21 protein-coding genes are annotated in these 22,554 nt (G+C 64.5%); 17 read left to right on the top strand and 4 right to left on the bottom strand.

Translation table 11 applies throughout. The features are described from left to right. Nucleotides 1-22: 22 nt before the first annotated feature. From LB569_RS01125 to LB569_RS01115, 3 genes are all read right to left on the bottom strand, one after another. Nucleotides 23-505 carry a MarR family winged helix-turn-helix transcriptional regulator gene (locus LB569_RS01125; RefSeq protein ID WP_224536261.1) on the bottom strand — a complete coding sequence of 161 codons (483 nt, stop codon included), beginning with the start codon at nucleotides 503-505 and terminating at the stop codon, nucleotides 23-25. Continuing rightward, on the bottom strand, nucleotides 505-2,076 hold the full coding sequence (locus tag LB569_RS01120; protein ID WP_224690741.1) for a phytoene desaturase family protein: 1,572 nt from the start codon (nucleotides 2,074-2,076) through the stop codon (nucleotides 505-507). The genes LB569_RS01125 and LB569_RS01120 overlap by 1 nt, the downstream gene beginning before the upstream one ends. 302 nt (nucleotides 2,077-2,378) lie before the next feature. Further along, nucleotides 2,379-3,170 carry a cyclase family protein gene (locus tag LB569_RS01115; protein ID WP_224690740.1) on the bottom strand — a complete coding sequence of 264 codons (792 nt, stop codon included), beginning with the start codon at nucleotides 3,168-3,170 and terminating at the stop codon, nucleotides 2,379-2,381. A gap of 119 nt (nucleotides 3,171-3,289) precedes the next feature. Here LB569_RS01115 and LB569_RS01110 point away from each other — a divergent pair, with 119 nt between their 5' ends. From LB569_RS01110 to LB569_RS01050, 13 genes are all read left to right on the top strand, one after another. Further along, a complete protein-coding gene (locus tag LB569_RS01110) occupies nucleotides 3,290-4,864 on the top strand; it encodes a phytoene desaturase family protein (protein ID WP_224690739.1) in 1,575 nt (524 codons plus the stop codon). A gap of 108 nt (nucleotides 4,865-4,972) precedes the next feature. Then, nucleotides 4,973-6,502 carry an ABC transporter substrate-binding protein gene (locus LB569_RS01105; RefSeq protein WP_224690738.1) on the top strand — a complete coding sequence of 510 codons (1,530 nt, stop codon included), beginning with the start codon at nucleotides 4,973-4,975 and terminating at the stop codon, nucleotides 6,500-6,502. 88 nt (nucleotides 6,503-6,590) lie between these two features. After that, a complete protein-coding gene (locus tag LB569_RS01100; RefSeq protein WP_224690737.1) occupies nucleotides 6,591-7,598 on the top strand; it encodes an ABC transporter permease in 1,008 nt (335 codons plus the stop codon). Further along, the gene (locus tag LB569_RS01095; RefSeq protein ID WP_140706386.1) at nucleotides 7,591-8,439 is read left to right on the top strand and encodes an ABC transporter permease; all 849 of its coding nucleotides are present in this window, start codon (nucleotides 7,591-7,593) and stop codon (nucleotides 8,437-8,439) included. Before LB569_RS01100 ends, LB569_RS01095 begins: the two co-directional genes overlap by 8 nt. Next, entirely contained in the window at nucleotides 8,436-9,314 is an 879-nt protein-coding gene (locus LB569_RS01090; RefSeq protein ID WP_224536272.1) for an ABC transporter ATP-binding protein, read from the top strand. The genes LB569_RS01095 and LB569_RS01090 overlap by 4 nt, the downstream gene beginning before the upstream one ends. Further along, nucleotides 9,307-10,137, top strand: a complete 831-nt coding sequence (locus LB569_RS01085) for an ATP-binding cassette domain-containing protein (protein ID WP_224690736.1) — start codon at nucleotides 9,307-9,309, stop codon at nucleotides 10,135-10,137. Before LB569_RS01090 ends, LB569_RS01085 begins: the two co-directional genes overlap by 8 nt. 77 nt (nucleotides 10,138-10,214) lie before the next feature. Then, entirely contained in the window at nucleotides 10,215-10,814 is a 600-nt protein-coding gene (locus LB569_RS01080) for a VOC family protein (RefSeq protein ID WP_224690735.1), read from the top strand. Between the two features lie 143 nt (nucleotides 10,815-10,957). Further along, nucleotides 10,958-13,252: a bifunctional salicylyl-CoA 5-hydroxylase/oxidoreductase gene (locus LB569_RS01075; protein WP_224690734.1), complete on the top strand. Its 2,295-nt coding sequence runs from the start codon at nucleotides 10,958-10,960 to the stop codon at nucleotides 13,250-13,252. Continuing rightward, nucleotides 13,249-14,022, top strand: coding sequence for an SDR family NAD(P)-dependent oxidoreductase (locus LB569_RS01070; RefSeq protein WP_224690733.1), 774 nt, complete (start codon nucleotides 13,249-13,251; stop codon nucleotides 14,020-14,022). Before LB569_RS01075 ends, LB569_RS01070 begins: the two co-directional genes overlap by 4 nt. Continuing rightward, nucleotides 14,016-14,486, top strand: a complete 471-nt coding sequence (locus LB569_RS01065; RefSeq protein ID WP_140706398.1) for a MarR family winged helix-turn-helix transcriptional regulator — start codon at nucleotides 14,016-14,018, stop codon at nucleotides 14,484-14,486. Before LB569_RS01070 ends, LB569_RS01065 begins: the two co-directional genes overlap by 7 nt. Beyond that, nucleotides 14,483-15,295 (top strand): enoyl-CoA hydratase family protein, encoded by an 813-nt coding sequence (locus LB569_RS01060; protein ID WP_224690732.1) that lies wholly within the window; start codon nucleotides 14,483-14,485, stop codon nucleotides 15,293-15,295. Before LB569_RS01065 ends, LB569_RS01060 begins: the two co-directional genes overlap by 4 nt. A gap of 230 nt (nucleotides 15,296-15,525) precedes the next feature. Then, the gene (locus tag LB569_RS01055; protein WP_224690731.1) at nucleotides 15,526-16,674 is read left to right on the top strand and encodes an acyl-CoA dehydrogenase family protein; all 1,149 of its coding nucleotides are present in this window, start codon (nucleotides 15,526-15,528) and stop codon (nucleotides 16,672-16,674) included. A gap of 70 nt (nucleotides 16,675-16,744) precedes the next feature. Beyond that, nucleotides 16,745-17,140, top strand: coding sequence for a RidA family protein (locus LB569_RS01050; RefSeq protein ID WP_224536289.1), 396 nt, complete (start codon nucleotides 16,745-16,747; stop codon nucleotides 17,138-17,140). A 24-nt stretch (nucleotides 17,141-17,164) separates the two neighbouring features. On the opposite strand, the gene LB569_RS01045 is transcribed toward LB569_RS01050, so the two are convergent. Continuing rightward, complete coding sequence (locus LB569_RS01045) at nucleotides 17,165-18,256, bottom strand: LLM class flavin-dependent oxidoreductase (protein ID WP_224690730.1); 1,092 nt, start codon at nucleotides 18,254-18,256, stop codon at nucleotides 17,165-17,167. 120 nt (nucleotides 18,257-18,376) lie between these two features. Between LB569_RS01045 and LB569_RS01040 the strand changes: the two genes are divergently transcribed. From LB569_RS01040 to LB569_RS01025, 4 genes are all read left to right on the top strand, one after another. Continuing rightward, nucleotides 18,377-19,153, top strand: coding sequence for an HpcH/HpaI aldolase family protein (locus LB569_RS01040; protein ID WP_224690729.1), 777 nt, complete (start codon nucleotides 18,377-18,379; stop codon nucleotides 19,151-19,153). Nucleotides 19,154-19,573: 420 nt separating this feature from the next. Further along, complete coding sequence (locus tag LB569_RS01035) at nucleotides 19,574-20,371, top strand: ABC transporter substrate-binding protein (RefSeq protein WP_224690728.1); 798 nt, start codon at nucleotides 19,574-19,576, stop codon at nucleotides 20,369-20,371. 161 nt (nucleotides 20,372-20,532) lie between these two features. Next, nucleotides 20,533-21,207 carry an amino acid ABC transporter permease gene (locus LB569_RS01030; protein WP_224690727.1) on the top strand — a complete coding sequence of 225 codons (675 nt, stop codon included), beginning with the start codon at nucleotides 20,533-20,535 and terminating at the stop codon, nucleotides 21,205-21,207. Nucleotides 21,208-21,255: 48 nt separating this feature from the next. Beyond that, nucleotides 21,256-22,530 (top strand): cysteine desulfurase-like protein, encoded by a 1,275-nt coding sequence (locus LB569_RS01025; RefSeq protein ID WP_224690726.1) that lies wholly within the window; start codon nucleotides 21,256-21,258, stop codon nucleotides 22,528-22,530. Nucleotides 22,531-22,554: the final 24 nt, after the last annotated feature.

The raw sequence follows: 22,554 nt of genomic DNA, 5'->3' as shown, positions 1-22,554 counted from the left end.
CCGGGATTGGCGGCGCGTACATCTAGATGTCGTGCTTGCGAATGTTCTTGAGCATCTTCAAAAGTGTGGCGATCAGTGCCGCATATTCCGCATCGTCGATATCGTCGAACATCGCCTCGAAGGCGTCATGCATGGCCGGCCAGGCGCGGGTGAACTCTGCGCGGCCCTCGTCGGTCAGGAACACATGGCGGATGCGGCTGTCGCTCACGCCCTGCTCGCGCCGCACGAAGCCTTGCCCCTCCAGCGTGTCGAGCGTGCGGCTCAGGGTCGACTGTTCGATCACGGTGTAGACCGACAGGTCGTTGACGGTGACGCCGTCGGTGACCGACAGCACGGCCAGCGTGCGGACCTGCGAAATGGTCAGGCCCTGCTTGCGGAAATCGTCGCGCAGGGTGGCGTTGTAGCGGCCCATGATGCGGTTCATCAGATAGGGCGCGAATTGCTGCAGGCCGATCTGGCCGAGGGTCGAAATGCGCTGGCGTTTTTCGGCGACCTTCTGTTCCATTAGAGCTTCCCCGCCAAAAGGAAGCCGGACCCGCCGCCGAGGCCAGCGCCGGGATGGGTCGAGGCGCCGATATGATAGAGGCCCTTGATGCCGGTCTGGTGGTTGCGGCTGGTCTTGAACGGCCGCCACAGGAAGGCCTGGTCGATGGTCGAGGAGCCGCCATAGGGATCGCCGCCGACCAGGTTGATGTTCATCGCCTCGAGATCGGCCGGCGAATAGGCGCGGCGCGCGATCACGCTGTCCTTGAAGCCGTCGATATGGCTGGCGAGGATCGCTTCGGCGCGATCTGCATAGGCCTCGCGCAACGTGTCGGTCCATTGCCCATCAGCCGGTGCCTGCAGCTTGCCGGCGGCGTCGCCCTTGATGTGGCGAGGCGCCTCGGGCAGTTGCAGCCACAGGATCGCCTTGCCTTCCGGGCAGCGCGACGGGTCGAGCGCATGCGGCTGCCCGACACAGATGGTCGGCATCTCGGGCAGCATGCCGCGCGCCGCCTCGTTGCAGGCTTTCGAGACGCCATCTAGCCCCGGCGTCAGATGCAGCAGCGCCACCTTGTCCAGGCCTTCGCCGCGCCAGGACGGCGGCTTGTCGAGAGCGTAATGGATCTGGAAATTGCCCTTGCCGTAGCGGTATTTCCGCGTCGCCTCGACATCGTCCTTCGGAGCGTCCTTGCCGAGCAGGCGACCGTAGAGCTGCGTCGGCGTGACCGAGCAGATGACGCTCTTGTTCGCCGTGATGGTTTCGCCAGACGCCAGCCGCACGCCGGTGGCGCGGCCACCGCTCTGGACGACCGCGGCGACATCGGCGCTGGTCTGGATGTCGCCGCCGCGTTCCCGGATCAGGGCCTCGAAGGCGGCAAGCAGGTTCCTCGCGCCGCCCTTGACGATCGGCGCGCCGGCCGCCTCCAGCGCGAAGGCGATCACCTTGGCGATCTGGCCGGAAAAGGCGTCTTCCCTGCCAAGTCCGGCATGCAGCACCCAGGGCGCCCAGAGCGCGCGGACGGTCTCCGATCGGTAGCTCCTTTCGAGCCAACCCCGCGCGGGCACCAGCGCGTCGCCGAGAAAGGCGGCAAGCCCGCGCGGACCACGCCGCCAGGCGTCGCCGGCCAGGAGCTTCGCGGTGGGATAGGACCACAGACTGCCGCCGAGCAGGCCGAACAGCAGGCCGGCATTGCGTTCGATGCCGCCGACATCTTCCGCGTGGCGGTCACCGTCGCCGGCCGCGATCGCGTTGAGCGCGGCGATGTTGGCGGCGCGGTCGGTGGTGAGCACCGCGTGGCTGCCGTCAGGCATGAGCACGCCGGTCGGGGTGCCGGTGTGGCAGAATTCCAGCCCGTGGCGCGCGAGGTCGGCGCCCAGTGCCGCGAAGGCCGGCGAGGTGATGAACAGCACGAAGGTCGTCGCCATCACGTCATGGACGAAGCCCGGCGCGGTGATCTCCTCGGTGCGCATGCAGCCGCCGATGCGGTCGTTGCGTTCGAGGACGAGCACCCTGGCGCCTTTGCCACCAAGCATGGCAGCGCAGACCAGCGCGTTTATGCCGCTGCCGACGATGATGTGGTCGGGGGCGGTCATTGGCGGGTGCTCGCCGTCTCTGGGAGATGGCGTTCGATTGCGTGGGCTGGCGCTCTACGGCGCCCCCCTCTGTCCTGCCGGACATCTCCCCCTCTTGGGGGGAGATCGGCTGTCATCGCGACTTTCGCCACTTGTACACGACGCAGGATTGAGCGGGGTGACGAAGCTGCCAATCTCCCCCCTTGAGGGGGAGATGTCCGGCAGGACAGAGGGGGGTAAGCGCCAGCGCTGCAAGGCTGCCGCTCCCCACCCATCAATCTGACATCGACCGCGACCATGATCTTCTCCCGAAGACCGCTCCCTTATTTCCCCGCCACCAGCGCCAGCGCGCGGATCGGGCTGCCGGTGCCGTGTTCGATCTTGAGCGGCGCCGCGATCAGGATGGCGCCTTTCGGCGGCAGTTGGTCGAGGTTGCAGAGGCTGGCCAGGCCATAACGGTTGGCCTTGTGCATCAGCGTGTGCGCCGGGAATGGCGGCTCCATGCCGCCGGCCTTGCCGGCATCGGTGCCGATCGTCTCCGAGCCCCAGCCCTTGATGTCCTTGCTGATCAGGAACTGGATGGCTTCGGCCGTCGGGCCGGGCGTGTGCGGGCCGGTCTCGTTGGCGTTGAGGAACTCGGCTTCCGAGCCATTGCGCTTGTACCAGTCGGTGCGCATCACCACCCACTCGCCGGCGTTGATCGCGCCATGCTTGGCTTCCCATGCCTTGATGTGGTCGACGGTGAGCAGGAAATCGTGGTCGGCGGCGGCTTCCCTGGAGCAGTCGATGACATTGACCGGGCCGACAAAATTCTGCGCCGGAATGGTGTCGGTGGCGCCGTCCGGATAATCCTTGCCGCTGATCCAATGCTGCGGCGCATCGAAATGCGTGCCCGAATGCTCGCCGAGCTTCAGCCAGTTCCAGGCCCACCATGGACCGTTCTTGTCGTAGCGGGAGATGTTGTGGATTTCGACCTTCGGCGTGTCTACGGCGAGTTCCGGCGGCAGCTTGATCAGCGGCGTATCGGGCCCGAGCGGCGCCGACAGGTCGACCACCCTGATGGCGCCCGAAAGCAATTGGCCGGCGACTTCGCCAAGGAGTTTTTGCGTGTCCATGGTCTCTGTTCCCTCTTGTCTGACATGATCAAGGCTCGTCTCGGCCCTTAATATACCTACTAGACGAAAACATATGCATCTGCAATTATCTTTAAGCATAAAGGAAATGGGAACGGGGCGTGAGCGAGTTCGACGCCATCTTTGTCGGGGCGGGCCACAACAGTCTGGCATGCGCTGCGCATTTGGCGCTCAAAGGCTGGAAAACCGGCATTTTCGAGCGCAGCGCGACAATCGGCGGCGCGGTGCAAACCCGCGAATTTACCCTTCCCGGCTTCCGCCACGATTTCGGCGCGATGAATCTGAGCCTGTTTGCCGGCTCCGCCTTTCACCGGAAATATGCAAATGAATTGAAAGCGCAGGGGCTGGAGTTCGCGCCGGTCGCCGATTGTTTCGCCAGCGCCTTTCCGGATGGGCGCTGGTTCGGCGTCAGCAACGATCTGGAGAAGACCGCCATCCGCATGGCCGCCTTTTCAGCGGCTGATGCCGCGACATGGCGCAGGCTGGTTGCCGCCTTTCCCGGCGAGGCCGAGCACCTGTTCCGACTGCTGGGATCGCCGATGAGCGCCCGCGCGCTTGCAAGCACCGCCTGGACCCTGTGGCGCAAGAAGGGTGTTTCCGGCGCGCTCGACACCGGCCGGCTGCTGCTGTCGTCGCCCCGCGCCTGGCTGGAAGAGAACTTCTCTTCGCCGCATGTCAGGGCAACGCTCGCCACCTGGGGCATGCATCTCGACTTCGCGCCCGACATCGCCGGCGGCGCGGTGTTCCCCTATCTGGAATCGATGGCCAACCAGAGCTTTGGCATGGTGCTGGGCAAGGGTGGCGCCGACACGATCATCAAGGCGCTGGCCGGCATGGTGACATCGGCCGGCGGCAAGATCGTCACCGGCGCCGATGTCGCCGAGATCACGGTCTCCAGCGGCAAGGCGACGGGCGTGCGGCTCGCATCCGGCGAAACGCATAGCGCCACCAGGGCGGTCATCGCCGGCGTCGCGCCCAAGGCGCTGACCGGCAAGCTGCTGCCAAACGGTTCCGGTGACGCCGGCTTCGACACGGCGATGGGGAAATTCCGGTATGCACCGGGCACGATGATGATCCATCTGGCGCTCGACGGTTTGCCCGACTGGCGCGCCGGGGCAGAGCTGCGTCGGTTCGCCTATGTCCATCTGGCGCCATCGCTCGACCAGATGTCGCGCACCTATCAGCAGGCGATGGCAGGCCTGCTGCCGGACGAGCCGGTTCTGGTCGTCGGCCAGCCGACCGCGGTCGATCCGTCGCGGGCGCCCGAGGGCAAGCATGTACTGTGGGTGCAGGTGCGCATGCTGCCCGCCGAAATCCTGGGCGACGCCGCGGGCAAGATCGCGCCGGCGCACTGGGACCAGGTCAAGGAGGCCTATGCCGAGCGCGTGCTCGACATCATCGAAACCTACGCACCCGGCCTGCGTGCGAAAATCCTCGGCCGAGCGGTGTTTTCGCCGATCGATCTCGAGCGCGAGAACCCGAACCTCGTGGGCGGCGACCAGGTCTGCGGCAGCCATCATCTGGCGCAGAATTTCCTGTTCCGCCCTGCGCGCGGCCATGCCGGCTGGAACACTCCGGTCGGCAATCTGCATCTGACGGGCGCCGCGACATGGCCCGGCGCCGGCACGGGTGCGGCCTCCGGCTTCATGCTCGCGCAACAGCTTGGCGGGAGGTAGCCCGACGACTTCACAGAGGCGACGAGAGGCAAGCGCTGCTGCCCACGAAGCCTGAATCAATGACCTGACATTGCTGCGCAAAGACAACAAACAACAAGGGGAACGACCATGACAATCAACAGACGCGAATTGCTGGGATACAGTGCCGCGGCACTTGGCGTGGCGGCCGTCGGCCTGCCAAAGATCGCCAACGCCGCAGCCGGCGAGCTGACCATCGCCTACAACGTCAACCTGCCGTCCTGGGATCCGACCACCGGACCCTCGGCGGTCAACCCGACCATCCAGGGCCTCTACCAATCGGTATTCGATCAATTCATCCCGCAGAAGCCGGACCTGTCCTTCGCGCCGGGCCTGCTCACCGAATGGGGCTGGAACGACGACCGCACCAAGGTGATGATGACGGTGCGCGAGGGTGTGAAGTGGCATGACGGCTCGCCCTTCACACCGGAAGACGTCGTCTGGTCGCTGCAGCGCGCGGGCGACGAAAAGACCGGCAACCCGATCCAGTTCGTCTGGAAGAACGTCAACAATTTCAAGATCGACGGCAACAAGATCACTGGCGACGTGGTGCAGTTCGACCCGGTCTATTTCAAGTGGATGTCGTTCCTGACCGGCTACATCCTGCCCAAGGCCTATTACGAGAAGGTCGGCGCGGAGGGCTTCGAAAAGGCGCCGATCGGCACCGGTCCCTACATGGTGGAGAAATTCGAGCGCAACGCCTTCCTGCGGCTGAAGGCCAACCCGGACTATTGGGGCGGCAAGCCGGCCTTCGACAACGTGACGATCAAGTTCGTCACCGACGCCGCGAGCCGCGTCGCCGAGATCGAATCCGGCTCCTCGCAGGTGACGCTCGAAATCCCCTATGAGGAATACGATCGACTGATCGCCAAGGACGGACTTGCCGGCTCGATCAAGAACGTGTCCGACATCGGCATGATCTTCTTCAACAACAAGGACGCCATGCTGGACAAGAATGTCCGCCAGGCGGCCGTGATGTCGGTCGACAAGGAGCTGCTGGTCAAGCGGCTGCTGCGTGGCTACGGCCAGCCGATCGATACGCTGGAAACGCCGGAATACGCCGCTTACGACCCGTCGATCAAGGTCGAGCACAATCCGGAAAAGGCAAAGGAATTGCTCAAGGCCTCCGGTTATTCGCCTGAAAAACCGGCCAAGATCACCATCCAGACGACCAAAGGCTTCAAGCCCAAGGACTATGAGATGGTGCAGGCGATCGTCGGCATGTGGCGCAAGGTCGGGATCGAGGCAACCATCGAAGTCTACGAGATCGCCAAACACTATGAGCTGCGCGCCGCGCACAAGCTGGCGCCGGCGGCCTTCTACAACTGGGGCAACGCCATCGGCGATCCGACGACGTCGACCGGATTTGCCATGTTCGGCCCGTCGCCGCACTCGTCGTGGAAGACCGACGATCTCGATGCCAAGATCGGTCCGCTGTGGGGCGAAAAGGACGAGGCCAAGCGCATCGCCGGCTGGAAGGCGGTCGACAAATACATCGCCGAGCAGGCTTATGTGCTGCCGGTGGTGCAGTTCGCGCAGCCGATCGTGCATACCAAGGGCGTCAAAGTCGTCCAGCACATCTCCGGCGCGCTGCTGCCGGCCTTGATGACGCCGGCCTGATATAGGCCTGGAATTGCCGCGCGCCGTCGCCAATGACGGCGCGCATTTCCATCGGCATACGAGCCCACGGGCTCCTGCAAAGATTTACATGCTCCTGCAACGATTCCTGATTCGTCTGCTGACGATGCTGATCACGCTGTTCGGCGTGGCCGTCGTCGTCTTTGTCGTGATCCGCATCGCGCCCGGCGATCCGATCGCCATGATGCTGCCGCCGGGCGCGACGGATGCCGATATCGCCCGGCTGCGCGCGCTCTACGGGCTCGACAAGACCATCGTCGAGCAGTTCTTCATATGGCTGTCCGGCGTCGTCAGGGGCGATTTCGGCACCTCGATTTCGCTGCGGCAAGACGTGCTTGGCCTGGTCTTCAACCGGCTGCCGGCAACGCTGGAGCTCGCCATCGTAGCGCTCCTCATGGCGGTGGCGATCGGCGGCACGACGGCGATCCTTGGCGCCCGCGAGCGCGGTACGGCGGTCGAAGCCGGCATCGATATCGCGAGTGGCGCCGCCCTTTCCATCCCCGACTTCCTCTGGGGCCTGGTGCTGATCCTGCTGTTCGGCGTGCTGGTGCCGATCTTCGACATTTCGGGCCGGGTGTCGCCGCAACTCGACCTGCCCTTCGTCACCCAGTTCTATTTCTTCGAGAGCTTGCTGCGGCTGCGCTTCGACCTGACCTGGGACCTCCTGAAACACATGCTCATGCCGGCCGTCGCATTGGCGCTGCCGCTGGCGGCGATCATCGCGCAGCTTCTCAAACAGTCGCTGAAGGAAGTGCTCGACCTCGACTATGTCGTGCTGGCGCGGGTCAAGGGGTTTTCGGAAACGCAGGTCATCCTGCGCGAGGCGCTGAAGAACGCCGCGCTGCCGACACTGACCCTGATCGGCGTGCAGTTCACTTTCCTCATCGGCGGCACCGTCATCGTCGAGCGGCTGTTCTCCTATGAGGGGCTCGGCAACATGGCGATCGACGCCGTCATCAACCGCGACCTGCCGTTGATCCAGGGCATCGTGCTGGTCTTCGCGCTGCTGTTCGTGCTGATCAACCTCGTCGTCGACATGATGTATGCGCTGCTCAATCCGAGGCTGCGCCATGGATGAGGCACGCATTATCAGGCGCCGATTGAGCCCGAGACTGTGGCTGGCCGGCGGCTGGCTGCTGCTGGCACTGCTGGCCGCGATCTTCGCGCCGCTGGTCGCGCCGCAGGATCCGCTGGCGCAGGATCTGATGCTGGAGCGCCTGCCGCCGTTCTGGCTCGATGGCGCCGAGCCGGGCTATTGGCTTGGCACCGACAGTCTCGGTCGCGATCTCTTGTCCCGGCTGATCTTCGGCGGCCGCATCGCCTTCATCGTCGCCTTTGCAGCGGCCATCGCGGCGTGCGTCGTCGGTTCGACGCTGGGACTGATCGCGGGCTATTTCGGCGGCTGGGCCGATCGCATCATCTCGCGCATCGTCGACATCTGGATGGCGTTTCCGCCGGTGCTGTTCGCCATCCTCCTGGTCGCCGTGCTCGGAACGGGCCTGAGCTCGGTCATCCTCGCCATCGCGATCATCGACTGGACGCGCTTCTGCCGCGTGATCCGCGCCGAGGCGATGGGGCAGTCACGCATGGACTATGTCGAGAATGCGCGCATCGCCGGCTACGGCCGCATCGGCATCATGCTGCGCGAAGTGCTGCCCAACGTGGTGCCGTCGATCGTGGCGCTGCTGTCGCTGGAAATGGGCATCGCCGTCATCGTCGAGGCGATCCTATCCTTCGTCAATCTGTCGATCTCGACCGACGATCCGACCTGGGGCGGCATCATCGCCGAGGGCCGGCTGTCGATCCATCAGGCCTGGTGGGTGCTGGTGTTCCCGCTGATCACGCTGATCCTGACCGTGCTGTCGTTCAGCCAGTTCGGCGAGGCGCTGAAGACGCGTTTCGATCCGGTGCTGCGATGAGCGCCTGTCTCGACATCGCCAATCTGAGCGCCGTGCTGGCCAACGGCCAGCGCGTGCTGCGCTCTGTCTCGCTCACTGTGCAACCCGGCGAAGTGCGCGCGCTGGTCGGCGAGAGCGGCGCCGGCAAGACGATGATCGGCAAGGCGGTGCTTGGCGTTTTGCCGTCGAGCGTACGGATCGTCGAAGGCGATATGAGGCTCGAGGGCGAAGACCTCGGCAAACTCCCGCCAAAAGCGCGGCGCACGCTGATCGGCGCGCGCACCGCGCTGATCCCGCAGGACCCGCTGACAGCGCTCAACCCGTCGCGCCGCATCGGCCCGCAGATGACCGACCGGCTGGTGCGCATCCTGGGCTGGAGTGGCGACAAGGCGGACAAGCGCGTCCGGCAATTGCTGGACGAAGTGCAGATCCGCGATCCCGACCGCGTGCTGAAGAGCTATCCGCACGAACTGTCCGGCGGCATGCGCCAGCGCGTGCTGATTGCCGCAGCCTTCGCCGCCGAGCCACGGCTGATCGTTGCCGACGAGCCAACCACGGCGCTCGACGTCACCGTGCAAAAGCAGATCCTTCGGCTGATCGCCGCGTTGCAGCGCGAGCACGGCACCGCGATCCTGTTCGTCACCCATGATCTCGGCGTCGTCGCCAAGATCAGCCAGAAAGTGTCGGTGCTCTATGCCGGCAAGGTGGTGGAAGAGGCCGAGACCGCTGACCTCTTTGCCGCACCTCGGCATCCCTACACGCGCTCGCTGATGGCCGCGACGCCGCGCTACACCGCCCCCTTCGCGTCGCTGAAACCCGTGGACGAGACGGTGCTGGCCGGACTTGCGGCCGAGATCGCGGCGGCCGACCAGGCATGGAGGCGCCCGCATGGCTGAGCCGCTGTTTTCCGTGCGCGGGCTGAAGGTCGCGCTGCCCGACATGACGCGCAAGCCGCTGATCGGGCGCGCGCCGCTGGCCGAAATCCTGAAAGGCCTGGACTTCGACCTGCCCAAGGGCTCGGTGACCGGAATCGTTGGCGAATCCGGGTCGGGCAAATCGACGCTTGGCCGTGCGCTGGTGCGGCTGCTGGAGCCGAGCGCCGGCGAGATTCGTTTCGAAGGCCGTGACATCACCCACCTGCCGGAGGCCGGGTTGCGGCCTCTGCGCCGCGACCTGCAGATGATTTTTCAGGATCCGATGTCGTCGCTCAACCCGCGCCGCACCATCGCCAGCATCATCGCCGCGCCGCTGAAGCAGAATGGACTTGGCGACAATCTGAAAGCGCGCGTCGCCGAGGCACTGCAACGCGTCGGCCTGCCGCAGAGCTTCGCCAGCCGCTACCGCCACCAACTGTCGGGCGGCCAGCGCCAGCGCGTCGGCATTGCACGCGCCCTGGCGCTGTCGCCGAAATTCGTGCTGGCCGACGAGATCGTTTCCGGGCTCGACGTGTCGACGCAGGCGCAGATTCTCACCTTGCTGGAGAAACTCGCGGCGGAGATGGGCCTGACGGTCGCCTTCATCAGCCACGATCTGTCGGTCATCCGGCGGCTCTGCCAACAGGTGATCGTCATGCGCGAGGGCAGCATCGTCGAAGCGAGCGCCACCGACACGCTGTTCGATAATCCCAGGGAGACTTACACGCGAGACCTGCTTGCCGCCATTCCGCTTCCCGAGATCGACGCGGACTGGCTGCGGCCGCCCGAGAAGGCGCCGGCCTAAGACTGTTCATCCCGCACGCCGAAGAGCGGGCCTCGGACGTGCATGGGGGCGAAATCAGCCCGCGAACGGAGGATAACATGAAACACGCAACCCGCGGCACGATGCTTGCCGCGATCCTGTTGGGCTCGATGGGAGCGGCCTCGGCGGATTCGATCCCTGGCATGCGCGGCCACGACCATACCGGCATCACGGTCCCCGACATGAAGCAGGCGGTCGATTTCTTCACCGAAGTGGTCGGCTGCAAGAAGGCGATGTCGTTCGGCCCGTTCGCCGACGACAAGGGCACTTTCATGCAGGACCTGCTCGGCGTCGATCCGAAGGCTGTCATAGAGCAGGTCACCATGGTCCGCTGCGGCTATGGATCGAACATCGAGCTGTTCAAATACACCGCGCCCGACCAGAAGGATCTGACACCGAAGAACAGCGACATTGGCGGCTTCCATATCGCCCTTTACGTCGATGACGTCGCCGCCGCCAAAGCCTATCTCGATGGCAAGGGCGTCAAGACGAGATTGGGGCCGCTGCCGGTCAAGGAAGGGCCCGCCGCCGGCCAGACCATCCTTTATTTCCAGGCGCCGTGGGGATTGCAGCTGGAAGCGATCAGCTATCCCTCTGGCATGGCCTATGAGAAGGGTGCCGAAACGGTGCTGTGGAGCCCGAAGAACCCGGAGAAATGATCTCCCGTGGCGCGCTTGCAGGGATGTCACGCAAGCGCGCCACGCAATCCCCGCCTAATCATTTCGACATAAAACTTTAAGCTTGAAATATCATACCTCCGGCGCGATACTGAGGCATAGCAAGCGAAGAGGAGATCGCACGGATGAGGGTTGCGGTTCTCGGCGGCGGACCAGCCGGCCTCTACTTTGCCATTTCGATGAAACTGAGGGACGCCGCGCACGACGTGACGGTGTTCGAGCGCAATCGCGCCGACGACACGTTCGGCTGGGGCGTGGTGCTGTCGGCCGAAACGCTCGACAATCTCGCTGAGAATGATCCGGTCAGCGCCGTCTGGATCAAGAAGCATTTTGCCTATTGGGACGACATCGCCGTCATCCATGACGGCGTGCGGACGGTCTCATCGGGCCACGGTTTCTGCGGCATCGGCCGCAAGCGGCTGCTGGTCCTCTTGCAGCGGCGCGCGCGCGAACTTGGCGTCAAGCTGATGTTCGAAACCGACATCGCCGACCCAAAACCCTATATGGAGACGCATGACCTCGTCGTCGCCGCCGATGGGCTGAACTCCAGGGCGCGCAACACCTTCGTCGACATCTTCAAGCCCGACATCGACACGCGCAAATGCAAGTTCGTCTGGCTCGGCACCAACCAGAAATTCGACGACGCCTTCACCTTCATATTCGAGAAGACCGAGCATGGCTGGGTGTGGGCGCACGCCTACCAGTTCGACAGCGAGACCGCGACCTTCATCGTCGAATGCAGCGAGCAGACCTGGGCCGCCTTCGGCTTCGGCGCGATGTCGCAGCAGGAGTCCATCGCGGTGTGCGAGCGTATCTTCGCCAAACATCTTGGCGGCCATGCGCTGATGACCAATGCCAACCACATCAGGGGCTCGGCCTGGATCAATTTCCCGCGCGTGCTGTGCGAGCGCTGGTCCTACAAGAATCTGGCGCTGATGGGCGACGCGGCGGCCTCGGCGCATTTCTCGATCGGCTCCGGCACCAAGCTCGCCCTGGAAAGCGCGGTGGCGCTGGCCGAGTATGTCGAGACCGAACCGGACCTCGAGGCCGCGTTCCGCAAATATGAGGATGCCCGCCGCACCGAGGTGTTGAAGCTGCAATCGGCGGCGCGCAATTCTCTGGAGTGGTTCGAGGAGGTCGAGCGCTATCTCGGCCTCGATCCGGTACAGTTCAACTATTCGCTCTTGACCCGTTCGCAACGCATCAGCCACGAGAATTTGCGGCTGCGTGATGCCGAATGGCTTGAAAGCGCGGAAGAGTGGTTTCAGCGCCAGGCCGGTGCCGGCGGCAACAGGCTGCGCCGGGCCCCGATGTTCGCGCCCTTCAAGCTGCGCGACCTCAGGCTCAACAACCGCGTCGTCGTCTCGCCGATGGCACAGTACAAGGCCGTCGACGGCTGCCCGACCGACTGGCATTTCACCCATTATGCCGAGCGCGCCAAGGGCGGCGCGGGCCTCGTCTATATCGAGATGACCTGCGTCAGCCCGGAAGGGCGGATCACGCCCGGCTGCCCCGGCTTCTACGCGCCCGAGCATGAGGTGGCGTGGAAGCGGCTGGTCGATTTCGTCCATACCGAAACCGAGGCCAGGATCTGCGCCCAGATCGGCCATTCCGGCGCCAAGGGTTCGACCCGTGTCGGCTGGGAAGGCACCGATGTGCCGCTCGCCTCCGGCAACTGGCCTGTCATGGCGGCATCGGCCGTCGCGTGGTCGCCGCAGAATCAGGTGCCAAGGGCGATGGACCGCGCCGACATGGATTTGGTGCGCGACCAGTTCGTGGCCTCGGCCGAAATGGCCGATCGCTGCGGCTTCGACATGCTGGAGATCCATGCCGCGCACGGCTATCTCCTGTCGTCCTTCATCACGCCGGTAACCAACCGGCGCACGGACGCCTATGGCGGTTCGCTGGAAAATCGCATGCGCTATCCCCTCGAAATCTTCCATGCGGTGCGCGCCGCCTGGCCGGCGGGAAAGCCGATCTCGGTGCGCATCTCGGCCAATGACTGGGTCGGCATCGAAGGCGTCACGCCCGCCGATGCCGTCGAGATCGCAAAGCTGCTGCATGAGGCCGGCGTCGATATCTGCGACGTCTCGGCCGGCCAAACGTCGGTTGCCGCCAAGCCGGTCTACGGCCGCATGTTCCAGACGCCGTTTTCCGACCGCATCCGCAACGAGGTCGGCATGGCGACGATGGCTGTCGGCAACATCTACGAGCCCGACCATGTCAATTCGATCCTGATGGCCGGCCGCGCCGATCTGGTCGCGCTGGCGCGGCCGCATCTCACGGATCCCTACTGGACGCTGCATGCGGCGGTGACACTCGGCGACCGAGGCGTCAAATGGCCGGATCCCTATTTGCCCGGACGCGATCAAATCTACCGGCTGGCCGAGCGCGATGCGGCGGCGGGGCTGAAAGTATGACGGTGGCAGCGACGATCCCCGGCAAGCACGCGCTGGTCACCGGCGGTGGATCCGGCGTCGGCCGGGCCATCGCGCTGACACTGGCCGAGGCTGGTGTCGATGTGACCATATGTGGGCGTCGCGAAGCTGAACTCGCCAAGGTGGCTGGCGAGAACGCTCGCATCCATGGCATTGCCGCCGACGTCACCAATGAGGCGGCGATGGCCGGGCTCTACACCCAGGCGGAGGCCGCGCGCGGACCGTTCGATATCGTCGTCGCCAATGCCGGCATGGCCGGCAGCACGCCTGCGCACAAGACTACGCTTACCGACTGGCAGCGGACGCTCGACGTCAATTTGACCGGAGCCTTCCTGACGGTGAAGCCGGCGCTGGCCGGCATGGCCGCGCGCAAGGCAGGCCGCATCGTTTTCATCGCTTCGACCGCCGGTCTGAAAGGCTACGCCTATGTCGCGCCCTATGTGGCGGCCAAGCATGGCGTCGTCGGCCTGATGCGGGCGCTTGCCGCCGAGACGGCGAAATCCGGGGTCACCGTCAATGCGGTGTGTCCGGGCTTCGTCGAGACCGACATGTTGGAGGAATCCATCCAGCGCATCGTCGAAAAGACCGGACGCTCGGCAGAACAGGCAAGAGCGAGCCTTGCCTCGACCAACCCGCAGGGCCGTTTCATCCAGCCGCTGGAAATTGCCGAAGCCGTGCTTTGGCTGTGCGGCGACGCGGCGCAATCGATCACCGGACAGGCGATTTCGATCTCGGGAGGTGAAACATGGTAGCCGGCCCCCTGCCCATGCCATCGGGGCCCGGCAAGGACCGGCTGCGCCTGTGGATCAGGCTGCTGCGCGCCTCACGCACGATCGAGGCCGAACTGCGCGAGCGCCTGAAGAAGGAATTCGACACGACGTTGCCGCGTTTCGACGTGATGGCGGCACTTTACCGGGCGCCGGAAGGCATGCTGATGAGCGACCTGTCGCGCTTCCTGTTGGTCTCCAACGGCAATGTCACCGGCATTGTCGACCGGCTGGTTTCCGAAGGGCTGGTGGCGCGCGCGCGCCGCAACGGCGACCGCCGCACCTCGATGGTTAGGTTGACCGAGGAGGGCACGAAGTCCTTTGCCACCATCGCCGCCGCGCATGAGGGCTGGATCGGTGAATTGCTGGGCAAGGTCAGCGAGGAGGATGCCCGCCGGCTGACCGGCATGCTGACTTCGTTCCGCAGCAACTGGGAGGGACGCGAATGACTGCAATGGCCGGCCTCAAGCCGAAGCATTTCCTGTGGGAGGTCGAGGGTAGGATCGCCAAGGTCCGGCTCGACCGGCCGGAACGCAAGAACCCGCTGACCTTCGACAGCTATGCCGAGCTGCGCGACACATTCCGCGACCTCGTCTATGCCGACGACGTCGACGCCGTGGTGTTCCTGTCCAATGGCGGCAATTTCTGCTCGGGCGGCGATGTCCACGACATTATCGGGCCGCTGGTCAAGATGGACATGAAGCAACTCCTGGCCTTCACCCGCATGACCGGCGATTTCGTCAAGGCGATGCTGAATTGCGGCAAGCCGATCATCGCCGCGGTCGATGGGGTCGCGGTCGGCGCCGGCGCCATCATCGCCATGAGCGCCGACATCCGCATCGCCACGCCGGAGGCCAAGACCGCCTTCCTGTTCACCCGCGTCGGTCTCGCCGGCTGCGACATGGGCGCCTGCGCGATCCTGCCGCGCATCATCGGCCAGGGCCGCGCCGCCGAACTGCTCTACACCGGCCGAACCATGACGGCGACGGAAGGCGAGCGCTGGGGCTTCTACAACAGGCTGGTCGATGCGGCGGCGCTCGAGGCCGATGCGCTGGAGATGGCGGCCCGCATCGTCTCGGGCCCGACCTTCGCCCACGGCATCACCAAAACGCAGCTCAACCAGGAATGGTCGATGGGCCTCGACCAGGCTATCGAGGCGGAAGCGCAGGCGCAGGCGATCTGCATGCAGACGCGCGATTTCGAGCGGGCGTATCGGGCATTCGTGGCCAAGGAAAAGCCGGTGTTCGAGGGGAATTGAGATGAGCGCTTCTTTGGAGACGCTGGCGGGACAGCGCCCCCCTCTGTCCTGCCGGACCTCTCCCCCTCTTAGGGGGAGATCGGCTGTCATCGCCGCTTTCGCCAATCGCCAGCACCGCAGGATGGGGCCCGGCGCGCAAGCTGCCAATCTCCCCCCTAGAGGGGGAGATGTCCGGCAGGACAGAGGGGGGCGCCGTAGAGTGCAGACCTCGCAGAATTGCGGAGGTATCCATGCCTGACCGCTCTTTCCTCAACTGGCCGTTCTTCGAAAACCGCCATCGCCAATTGGCCGAACAACTCGACGCCTGGTGCGCGAAAAACCTGCCCGTCGATCATCACGACGTCGATGCCGCCTGCCGCGAGTTGGTGGCCATGCTTGGCAGGGACGGCTGGCTGAAGCCGACGGCGCTCGACACCGGCAATCCGGGACCACTCGATGTGCGCACGCTCTGCATCACCCGCGAGACGCTGGCGCGCCATGATGGGCTCGCCGACTTCGCTTTTGCCATGCAGGGGCTGGGCACCGGCGCGCTCAGCCTTTTCGGAACGGCTGACCAGCAGCAATGGCTGGCAAAGACCCGCGCAGGCAAGGCGATCTCCGCCTTTGCCCTGTCGGAGCCGCGCTCCGGGTCTGACGTTGCCAACACCGAGATGACGGCGACCCGCGATGGCGACAGCTATGTTTTGTCCGGTGAAAAAACCTGGATTTCCAATGGCGGCATCGCCGATCTCTACGTCGTCTTTGCCCGCACCGGCGAAGCGCCGGGCGCCAAAGGGCTTTCGGCATTCATCGTGCCGGGCGACGCCAAGGGACTTGTAATCGCCGAGCGGCTGGAAGTGATCGCGCCGCACCCGCTGGCGCGGCTATCCTTCGACCAGGTCCGGCTGCCGGCCTCGGCACTGATCGGCAGGCCGGGCGATGGGTTCCGCATCGCCATGTCGGTGCTCGACGTGTTCCGCTCGACCGTCGGCGCAGCGGCTCTCGGCTTTGCCCGCCGGGCGCTCGATGAAAGCATCAACAGAGCCACCGAGCGCAAACTGTTCGGCGCGCCGATGGCCGAATTGCAGATGGTGCAGGGCCACATCGCCGACATGGCGCTCGACGTCGATGCGGCGGCGCTGCTGGTCTACCGCGCCGCCTGGACCAAGGACATGGGCGCCGCGCGGGTGACGCGCGAGGCGGCGATGGCCAAGCTGTTCGCCACCGACAAGGCGCAGGAGGTGATCGACAAAGCGGTGCAACTGCATGGCGGCGACGGCGTCCGCAAGGGCCACATCATCGAGAGCCTGTATCGCGAGATCCGCGCGCTGCGCATTTATGAGGGCGCTTCGGACGTGCAGAAGGTGGTGATCGCGCGGCAAGTGATGGGCGCGGCCTGAACAGGTCGCGACCACGGAATTTTTCGACACGGATATTGCGGACCCGATATTGGACAGGCGGAGAGACGACATGCACGAGATCCTGCAGCCGGAAGGCTGGGCAAAACCGGTCGGCTACGCCAATGGCGTAGCGGCGCGCGGCAGGCTCGTCTTCGTCGGCGGACAGGTCGGCTGGAACGGGCAATGCCAGTTCGAGACCGACGATTTCGCCGGCCAGGTGCGGCAGACGCTCCAGAACATTGTCGCGGTGCTGGCCGAGGCCGGCGCGGAGCCAAGGCACATCACCTCGATGACCTGGTATTTTACCGACAAGGCCGAATATCTCGGCAACCTGAAGGGCATCGGCGAGGCCTATCGCGACGTGATCGGCCGGCATTTCCCGGCGATGGCCGCCATGCAGGTGGTGGCGTTGGTCGAGGACCGCGCCAAGGTGGAGATCCAGGCGACCGCCGTTATTCCGGAATAAAGAATTCGCTTTCCCCGGAATATCTTATTCGCGAAGCCCGGCCTGCCTCAGCAGCGGCAGCACGTGGTCGCAGAAATAGGGCAATTCCTGCGTGTAGTTGACGAAGGACAGGGCGATGCCCTGATAGCCGTGCTTTGATATGGCGGCCATGTCGGCGGCAATCGTTTGCGGCGTCCCAATCAGCGGATAGGTGCCGGCGCCGCCGGCGAAACGCTGGCGGTAGGCGTCATAGGCATGCGGGTCGTGCGACTGCGAGAATTCCTTTTTTCCCGCCATATGCGCATCGACCGCCTCGTGATCGGCAAGATCGACGGCATATCTTTTATAATATGCCTGCGCCTCTTCCATGGTCGGGCGGCAGACGACATGCGCCACGGTGTAGACGCCGACCTCCCGGCCAACCTTGTCGGCCCGCTCGCTGATGTCGGCGACATGCTTGCCGGCATCGCTCATCTCGGAAAAAGTCGTGAACAGATAATCGCATCTGGCGGCGGCGAAATCGCGGCCCGGGCCTCCGAAAGCGGCGTTCATGGTCACCGGGCGCGGAAGCTGCAGGCTGGCCGGCCGGCTGACCGCCTCCTTGAGGTGATAATAGGTGCCGTCATAGTCAAGCGGCTCCGCCGACGCGTAGAGCTTCTCGAGGATCTCGATCCATTCGGCCGCCTGGTCGTAACCCTTCTCGACCAGCGGCGTGCCGAACATGCCGAATTCCTTCGGGTTCCAGCCGCAGACGATGTTCAACCCGGCACGGCCCTGGCTGATGTGGTCGACGGTCGCCAGCGCCTTGGCGGCATAGAGCGGATGCACAAGCGGCACGTGCACGGTCATGAACAGGCCGATGCGGTCGGTGGCCACGCTGAGCGCCGCCGCCCAGGTGAAGGTCTCGAAAGACATTTCCCTGACCTTGTTGCGGCCGCCAAAGCCACGCCAGCGTGCGATCGGCAACATGAACTCCAGCCCGGCGCGGTCGGCGATCTGGGCGGCCGTCAGATTGTCCTGCCAGCTTGCCGTCCAGCGTTCAGGCACATCCGATATGGCAAGGCCGCCATCGGCGTTGGTCGAGAAGACGCCAAGCTTGAGTTTGTTGGTGCCATGCAACGAATGTGCTTTGTTCATGTCGCGACCTCCCGGCGAAGATCGCACGCTACGGCTCCGCGAAAATATTTCAAGCATGAAATAGCTTCGCCTCGCGCTGGTTTGCCGATATGAATTTGGCGGGATGAGAAAGGAATAGGCATGAGCGAATTCCGCCAGAAGTGTATCGGCAAGGCCAAGCTCGTCGGCTCCTTCGCCGCCATTCCGCATCCCGTCGCGGTCGAGGTGATGGCGCTGTCCGGTCTCGACTTCCTCTGCATCGACTGGGAGCATGCCCAGATCTCGCGCGACATGGTCGAGGCCATGGTGCGGGCGGCCGATGTCCACCGCGTGCCGGCGATGGTGCGGGTTCCCGGCCATGCGCCGGAAGCCATCCAGGCGGCGCTGGACAGCGGCGCGCAGGGCGTGCTGGTGCCACGCGTCTCGACCGCGGCCCAAGCTGAGATGGCGGTGACGGCTTCGCGCTATCCGCCGCTGGGCGAGCGCGGCGTCGGACCCGGCCGCGCGGCCGGTTATGGCTATCGCATTCCGCAATATCTGGCCGGCGCCAATGACAGGATCGTCGTCGCTGTCCAGGTCGAGACCGCCGAGGGGTTGGCCAACATCGAGGCGATCGCCGATGTCGACGGCGTCGACGTGATCTTCGTCGGGCCCGGCGATCTCTCCGTATCGATCAATGCGATCGGACCGAAGGGCGCAGACAAGCTCACGGATGCGATCAGCAGGATCATTGGCGTGGCGATCGCGCACGGCAAGACCTCCGGCATATTCTGCGCCAGCCCGCAGACCGTCGGCCAGTGGGCAGCCTTCGGCGCCAGCTTTTTCGTCCTGGCCAGCGACACGATGTTTCTCTGCGCGGGCGCCGCGGCCAATTATGGCGCCGCCCACGCCGAACTGGAGCAGGAAGGCCCCCGCTAGCGCCCGGTCGAGCGGGCAGCCGAGAAACTTTTTTAAGCTTAAAACTTTTACCTTGAAAAGCGCGGCGCTTTGGATAGCATTCAAAGTCGATGCCGACTGTCGGGCTGGAGGGTTTCCCGGCAGTTCGTCGCGGTGCTCCGGGTGGGAGGGGTTTCAGTCCTTTGTCGTTTGTGCTGCCCCAGTCATCGTCCAGCGCGCTATGCTTTCGATGGCATATGCGCCCAGATCCGCGACCTGCATATCGATACCATCGCCAATTTCAGCGTGAATGCGCATGCGACCAGGACCAGATCGCGGCCGCGCCCGTGCGCATGGTCGCAACCATGAATTGACGCCCCGCTGGGAGGCGGGACGGCAACAAACCGTGCGGGGCAGCCCGCCCGATCAACAACCAGAGGGAACACCCCAGAGGGACCACCAATGAAGCTCAACCGTCGCAATCTCATCCTTTTCGCCGCGGCAATCGGCATCGCCGCCGGACCGGCAACCGCCTTTGCCGCCGATGTGCTCAATGTCGGCGCCTACCCGACCAACCCACCCTTCGAATACAAGAACGAGAGCGGCACGTTCGAGGGTTTTGAGGTCGACATCGTCAACGAAGCGGCAAAGCGCATCGGCATGACCACCGACATCGCCGATCTCGGCTTCCAGGCGCTGTTCGCCGCGACCACCTCGAAGCGCATCGACGTCGCCATCTCCTCGATCACCATCACGCCGGAGCGGTTGAAGTCGCAATCCTTCACCCAGCCCTATTATGATTCCGACATGGGCATCGCCACCAAGTCCGACAGCGCGATCAATGCCGAAGCCGACCTCAAGGGCAAGATCGTCGGCGTGCTCTCCGGCTCGACCGGCGAGACCTGGGTCAAGGCCCATCAGGACGCCGACGGCTTCAGTGACGTGAAGGGCTACGACACGCAGCAGAACCTGCTGCTGGATCTCAGCGCCGGCCGTATCGACGCCGCCGTCAGCGACATTCCGGGCATGGAATATTCCTTCACCAAGATGAAGGACCTGAAGGTCAAGCAGCGCATCAAGACCGGCGAGCAGTACGGCCTGATGCTGACCAAGGACCATCCGCTGCTCGGCAAGCTCAACGACGCGCTGAGCGCCATGAAGAAGGACGGCACGCTGGCCGCGATCCACAAGAAGTGGTTCGGTAGCGAGGCCCCGGCCGATTCCTCGACCGTCAAGGAAATGCCGCTGCCCAAGGCCTGAGCGCCGGCCACGGACGCAAGGCGTGCCGGCCCCCAAAGGGGTCGGCACATCCCGTTTCACGCATACCTTCCCGGGACCAGCATCCGTTCGGCAAAGCCGAGCTTGATGTTCCGGGTCGGGCTCTGGCGTCGGATGACGCAACACCGTTCAGGAATGCTCAGATGTCGCTGATCGACACTTTCTTCAACGCCGACGTCATCGCGTCGAGCCTGCCGGCGTTGCTGCGCGGCTTCCTGAACACGCTGCTGCTTGGCCTGCTCAGCATCGGTATCGGCATTCCCGTGGGCCTGGGGATCAGCCTGTTGCGGCTCTACGCGCCGAAGCCGGTGCGCTGGCTGGCGGTCGGCTACACCGACATTTTTCGCGCGCTGCCGGTGCTGGTGGTGCTGATCCTGATCTATTACGCGCTGCCTTTTCTCGGCATACGCCTGTCGTCCTGGGCGTCCGCCGTGACGGCATTCGCCATCATCATGTCGGCCTATTCCGCCGAAGTGTTCCGCTCCGGCATAGAGAGCATTCCGCGCGGCCAGTTCGAGGCCTCGCAGGCGCTCGGCTTGCCGTTCCTTTTGACCTTGCGCAAGGTGGTGCTGCCGCAGGCGGTGCGCGTGGTCATCCCGCCGATGACCAGCAACTGCGTCTCGATGTTCAAGGACACGTCGCTGGCCTCCACCGTGGCGCTGCCGGAACTCTTGAAGGAAGCGACCAACGCCCAGTCGCTCTACGCCAATCCCTCGCCGCTGATCGGCGCCGCACTGGTCTATCTCATCTTCCTCTGGCCGATGGTTCGTCTCGTCAGCCTGCTTGAAGCCCGCTTCAAGACCGAGAAGACACGCTGACCTCGCAAACCAATCCGAACCGCCAAGTCCTTTGTAGGAGCCTACCCCGTGAACAAGCATCAAACCGACACAGCGAACGCCTCAGCGTTCCCCGTCGACACCATTCGCGCTATGTTTCCCGCTCTGCAGCGGGCGGGCGATTTCATCTTCATGGACAACGCCGCAGGGGCGCAGATCCCGCAGAGCGTGCTCGACGCGGTGACCAACCATTTGGTTTCGCACAATGTGCAGCGCGGCGGCCGCTATGGCCGCAGCGTCACCGTCGACCAGTCGGTCGCCGACGCCCGGACCAGCGTCGCCTTGCTGATCAACGCATACAACCCGTCCGAAATCTGCTTCGGCATGAACGCCACCTCCTTCATCCGCCTGGTCAGCCTCGGAATCGGCCAGATGCTCTCTGAACGCGATGAGATCGTCGTCACCGACATGGACCATGACGCCAACATCGCCACCTGGCTGGCGCTGGAATCGGCCGGCGCCAAGTTCAAGTGGTGGCGCATGCGCGAGGATGGCAATCTGCATGTCGACGATCTCAGGCCGCTGGTTTCGGACCGCACCCGGCTGGTCGCCTGCACGGTGACGGCGCATTCGATCGGCTCGATCGTCGATGTCGCGTCCGTGGCTGACATCGCGCATGCAGCAGGCGCCGAAGTCTTTCTCGACTGCGTGCATTACGGACCGCACGGGCTGATCGACGTGCAGGCTTGGGATTGCGACTATCTCGTCTGCTCCGGCTACAAGAACTTCTCGCCGCATATGGGCTTCCTCTGGGGCCGCTTCGAGACGCTGAAGCGGCTGCCGACCTTCCGCGAGGATTTCATTCCGGACGAGCCGCCCTACAAGGTCGAGGCCGGCACATTCATCTACGAGAACGTCTCGGGCATGGATGCCGCCGTGCAGTATCTGGAACTGATCGGCCGCAATCTGGCACCCTCCAACAACCGCTCGCGGCGCGAGAACATCGTCGCCGGCATGGGCGCCATCCGCGACTATGAGCTGGTGCTGGCGCGCGAGATGATGGGGGTGCTGAAGGGCTGCGGCGCGACCATCTATGGCGTCGCCGACGAGGCTCGTATCCATGAGCGCGTGCCGACCTTCTGCTTCAACATCGGCAAGCTGTCGCCGCAGCGGATCGTCGAGGAAATGGCCGAGTTGCAGATCGGCATCCGCGACGGCCATATGTATGCGCCCCGCCTGATGAAACGCCTCAACCTCAGCATGGACAGCGGCGCCATCCGCGCCTCGCTGGTGCATTACAACACGGTCGAGGAGATCCACAAATTCGGCGAGGCGCTGCGCGCTATCATCGCCAAGCTGTCGTAACCGGATGGGCCGTGCCTGACCTTC

Source organism: Mesorhizobium sp. BH1-1-4 (assembly GCF_020165665.1).
Lineage (GTDB): Bacteria > Pseudomonadota > Alphaproteobacteria > Rhizobiales > Rhizobiaceae > Mesorhizobium.
The sequence above is the reverse complement of the archived record's forward strand: the minus strand, read 5'-3'. Positions and strand labels throughout refer to the sequence as shown.

Excerpts from the sequence above, each read along its gene's own strand:
- LB569_RS01125 (WP_224536261.1), bottom strand. The coding sequence starts at position 505 with ATGGAACAGAAGGTCGCCGAAAAACGCCAGCGCATTTCGACCCTCGGC.
- LB569_RS01120 (WP_224690741.1), bottom strand. The coding sequence starts at position 2,076 with ATGACCGCCCCCGACCACATCATCGTCGGCAGCGGCATAAACGCGCTG.
- LB569_RS01115 (WP_224690740.1), bottom strand. The coding sequence starts at position 3,170 with ATGGACACGCAAAAACTCCTTGGCGAAGTCGCCGGCCAATTGCTTTCG.
- LB569_RS01105 (WP_224690738.1), top strand. The coding sequence starts at position 4,973 with ATGACAATCAACAGACGCGAATTGCTGGGATACAGTGCCGCGGCACTT.
- LB569_RS01100 (WP_224690737.1), top strand. The coding sequence starts at position 6,591 with ATGCTCCTGCAACGATTCCTGATTCGTCTGCTGACGATGCTGATCACG.
- LB569_RS01095 (WP_140706386.1), top strand. The coding sequence starts at position 7,591 with ATGGATGAGGCACGCATTATCAGGCGCCGATTGAGCCCGAGACTGTGG.
- LB569_RS01090 (WP_224536272.1), top strand. The coding sequence starts at position 8,436 with ATGAGCGCCTGTCTCGACATCGCCAATCTGAGCGCCGTGCTGGCCAAC.
- LB569_RS01085 (WP_224690736.1), top strand. The coding sequence starts at position 9,307 with ATGGCTGAGCCGCTGTTTTCCGTGCGCGGGCTGAAGGTCGCGCTGCCC.
- LB569_RS01080 (WP_224690735.1), top strand. The coding sequence starts at position 10,215 with ATGAAACACGCAACCCGCGGCACGATGCTTGCCGCGATCCTGTTGGGC.
- LB569_RS01075 (WP_224690734.1), top strand. The coding sequence starts at position 10,958 with ATGAGGGTTGCGGTTCTCGGCGGCGGACCAGCCGGCCTCTACTTTGCC.
- LB569_RS01070 (WP_224690733.1), top strand. The coding sequence starts at position 13,249 with ATGACGGTGGCAGCGACGATCCCCGGCAAGCACGCGCTGGTCACCGGC.
- LB569_RS01065 (WP_140706398.1), top strand. The coding sequence starts at position 14,016 with ATGGTAGCCGGCCCCCTGCCCATGCCATCGGGGCCCGGCAAGGACCGG.
- LB569_RS01060 (WP_224690732.1), top strand. The coding sequence starts at position 14,483 with ATGACTGCAATGGCCGGCCTCAAGCCGAAGCATTTCCTGTGGGAGGTC.
- LB569_RS01055 (WP_224690731.1), top strand. The coding sequence starts at position 15,526 with ATGCCTGACCGCTCTTTCCTCAACTGGCCGTTCTTCGAAAACCGCCAT.
- LB569_RS01050 (WP_224536289.1), top strand. The coding sequence starts at position 16,745 with ATGCACGAGATCCTGCAGCCGGAAGGCTGGGCAAAACCGGTCGGCTAC.
- LB569_RS01045 (WP_224690730.1), bottom strand. The coding sequence starts at position 18,256 with ATGAACAAAGCACATTCGTTGCATGGCACCAACAAACTCAAGCTTGGC.
- LB569_RS01040 (WP_224690729.1), top strand. The coding sequence starts at position 18,377 with ATGAGCGAATTCCGCCAGAAGTGTATCGGCAAGGCCAAGCTCGTCGGC.
- LB569_RS01035 (WP_224690728.1), top strand. The coding sequence starts at position 19,574 with ATGAAGCTCAACCGTCGCAATCTCATCCTTTTCGCCGCGGCAATCGGC.
- LB569_RS01030 (WP_224690727.1), top strand. The coding sequence starts at position 20,533 with ATGTCGCTGATCGACACTTTCTTCAACGCCGACGTCATCGCGTCGAGC.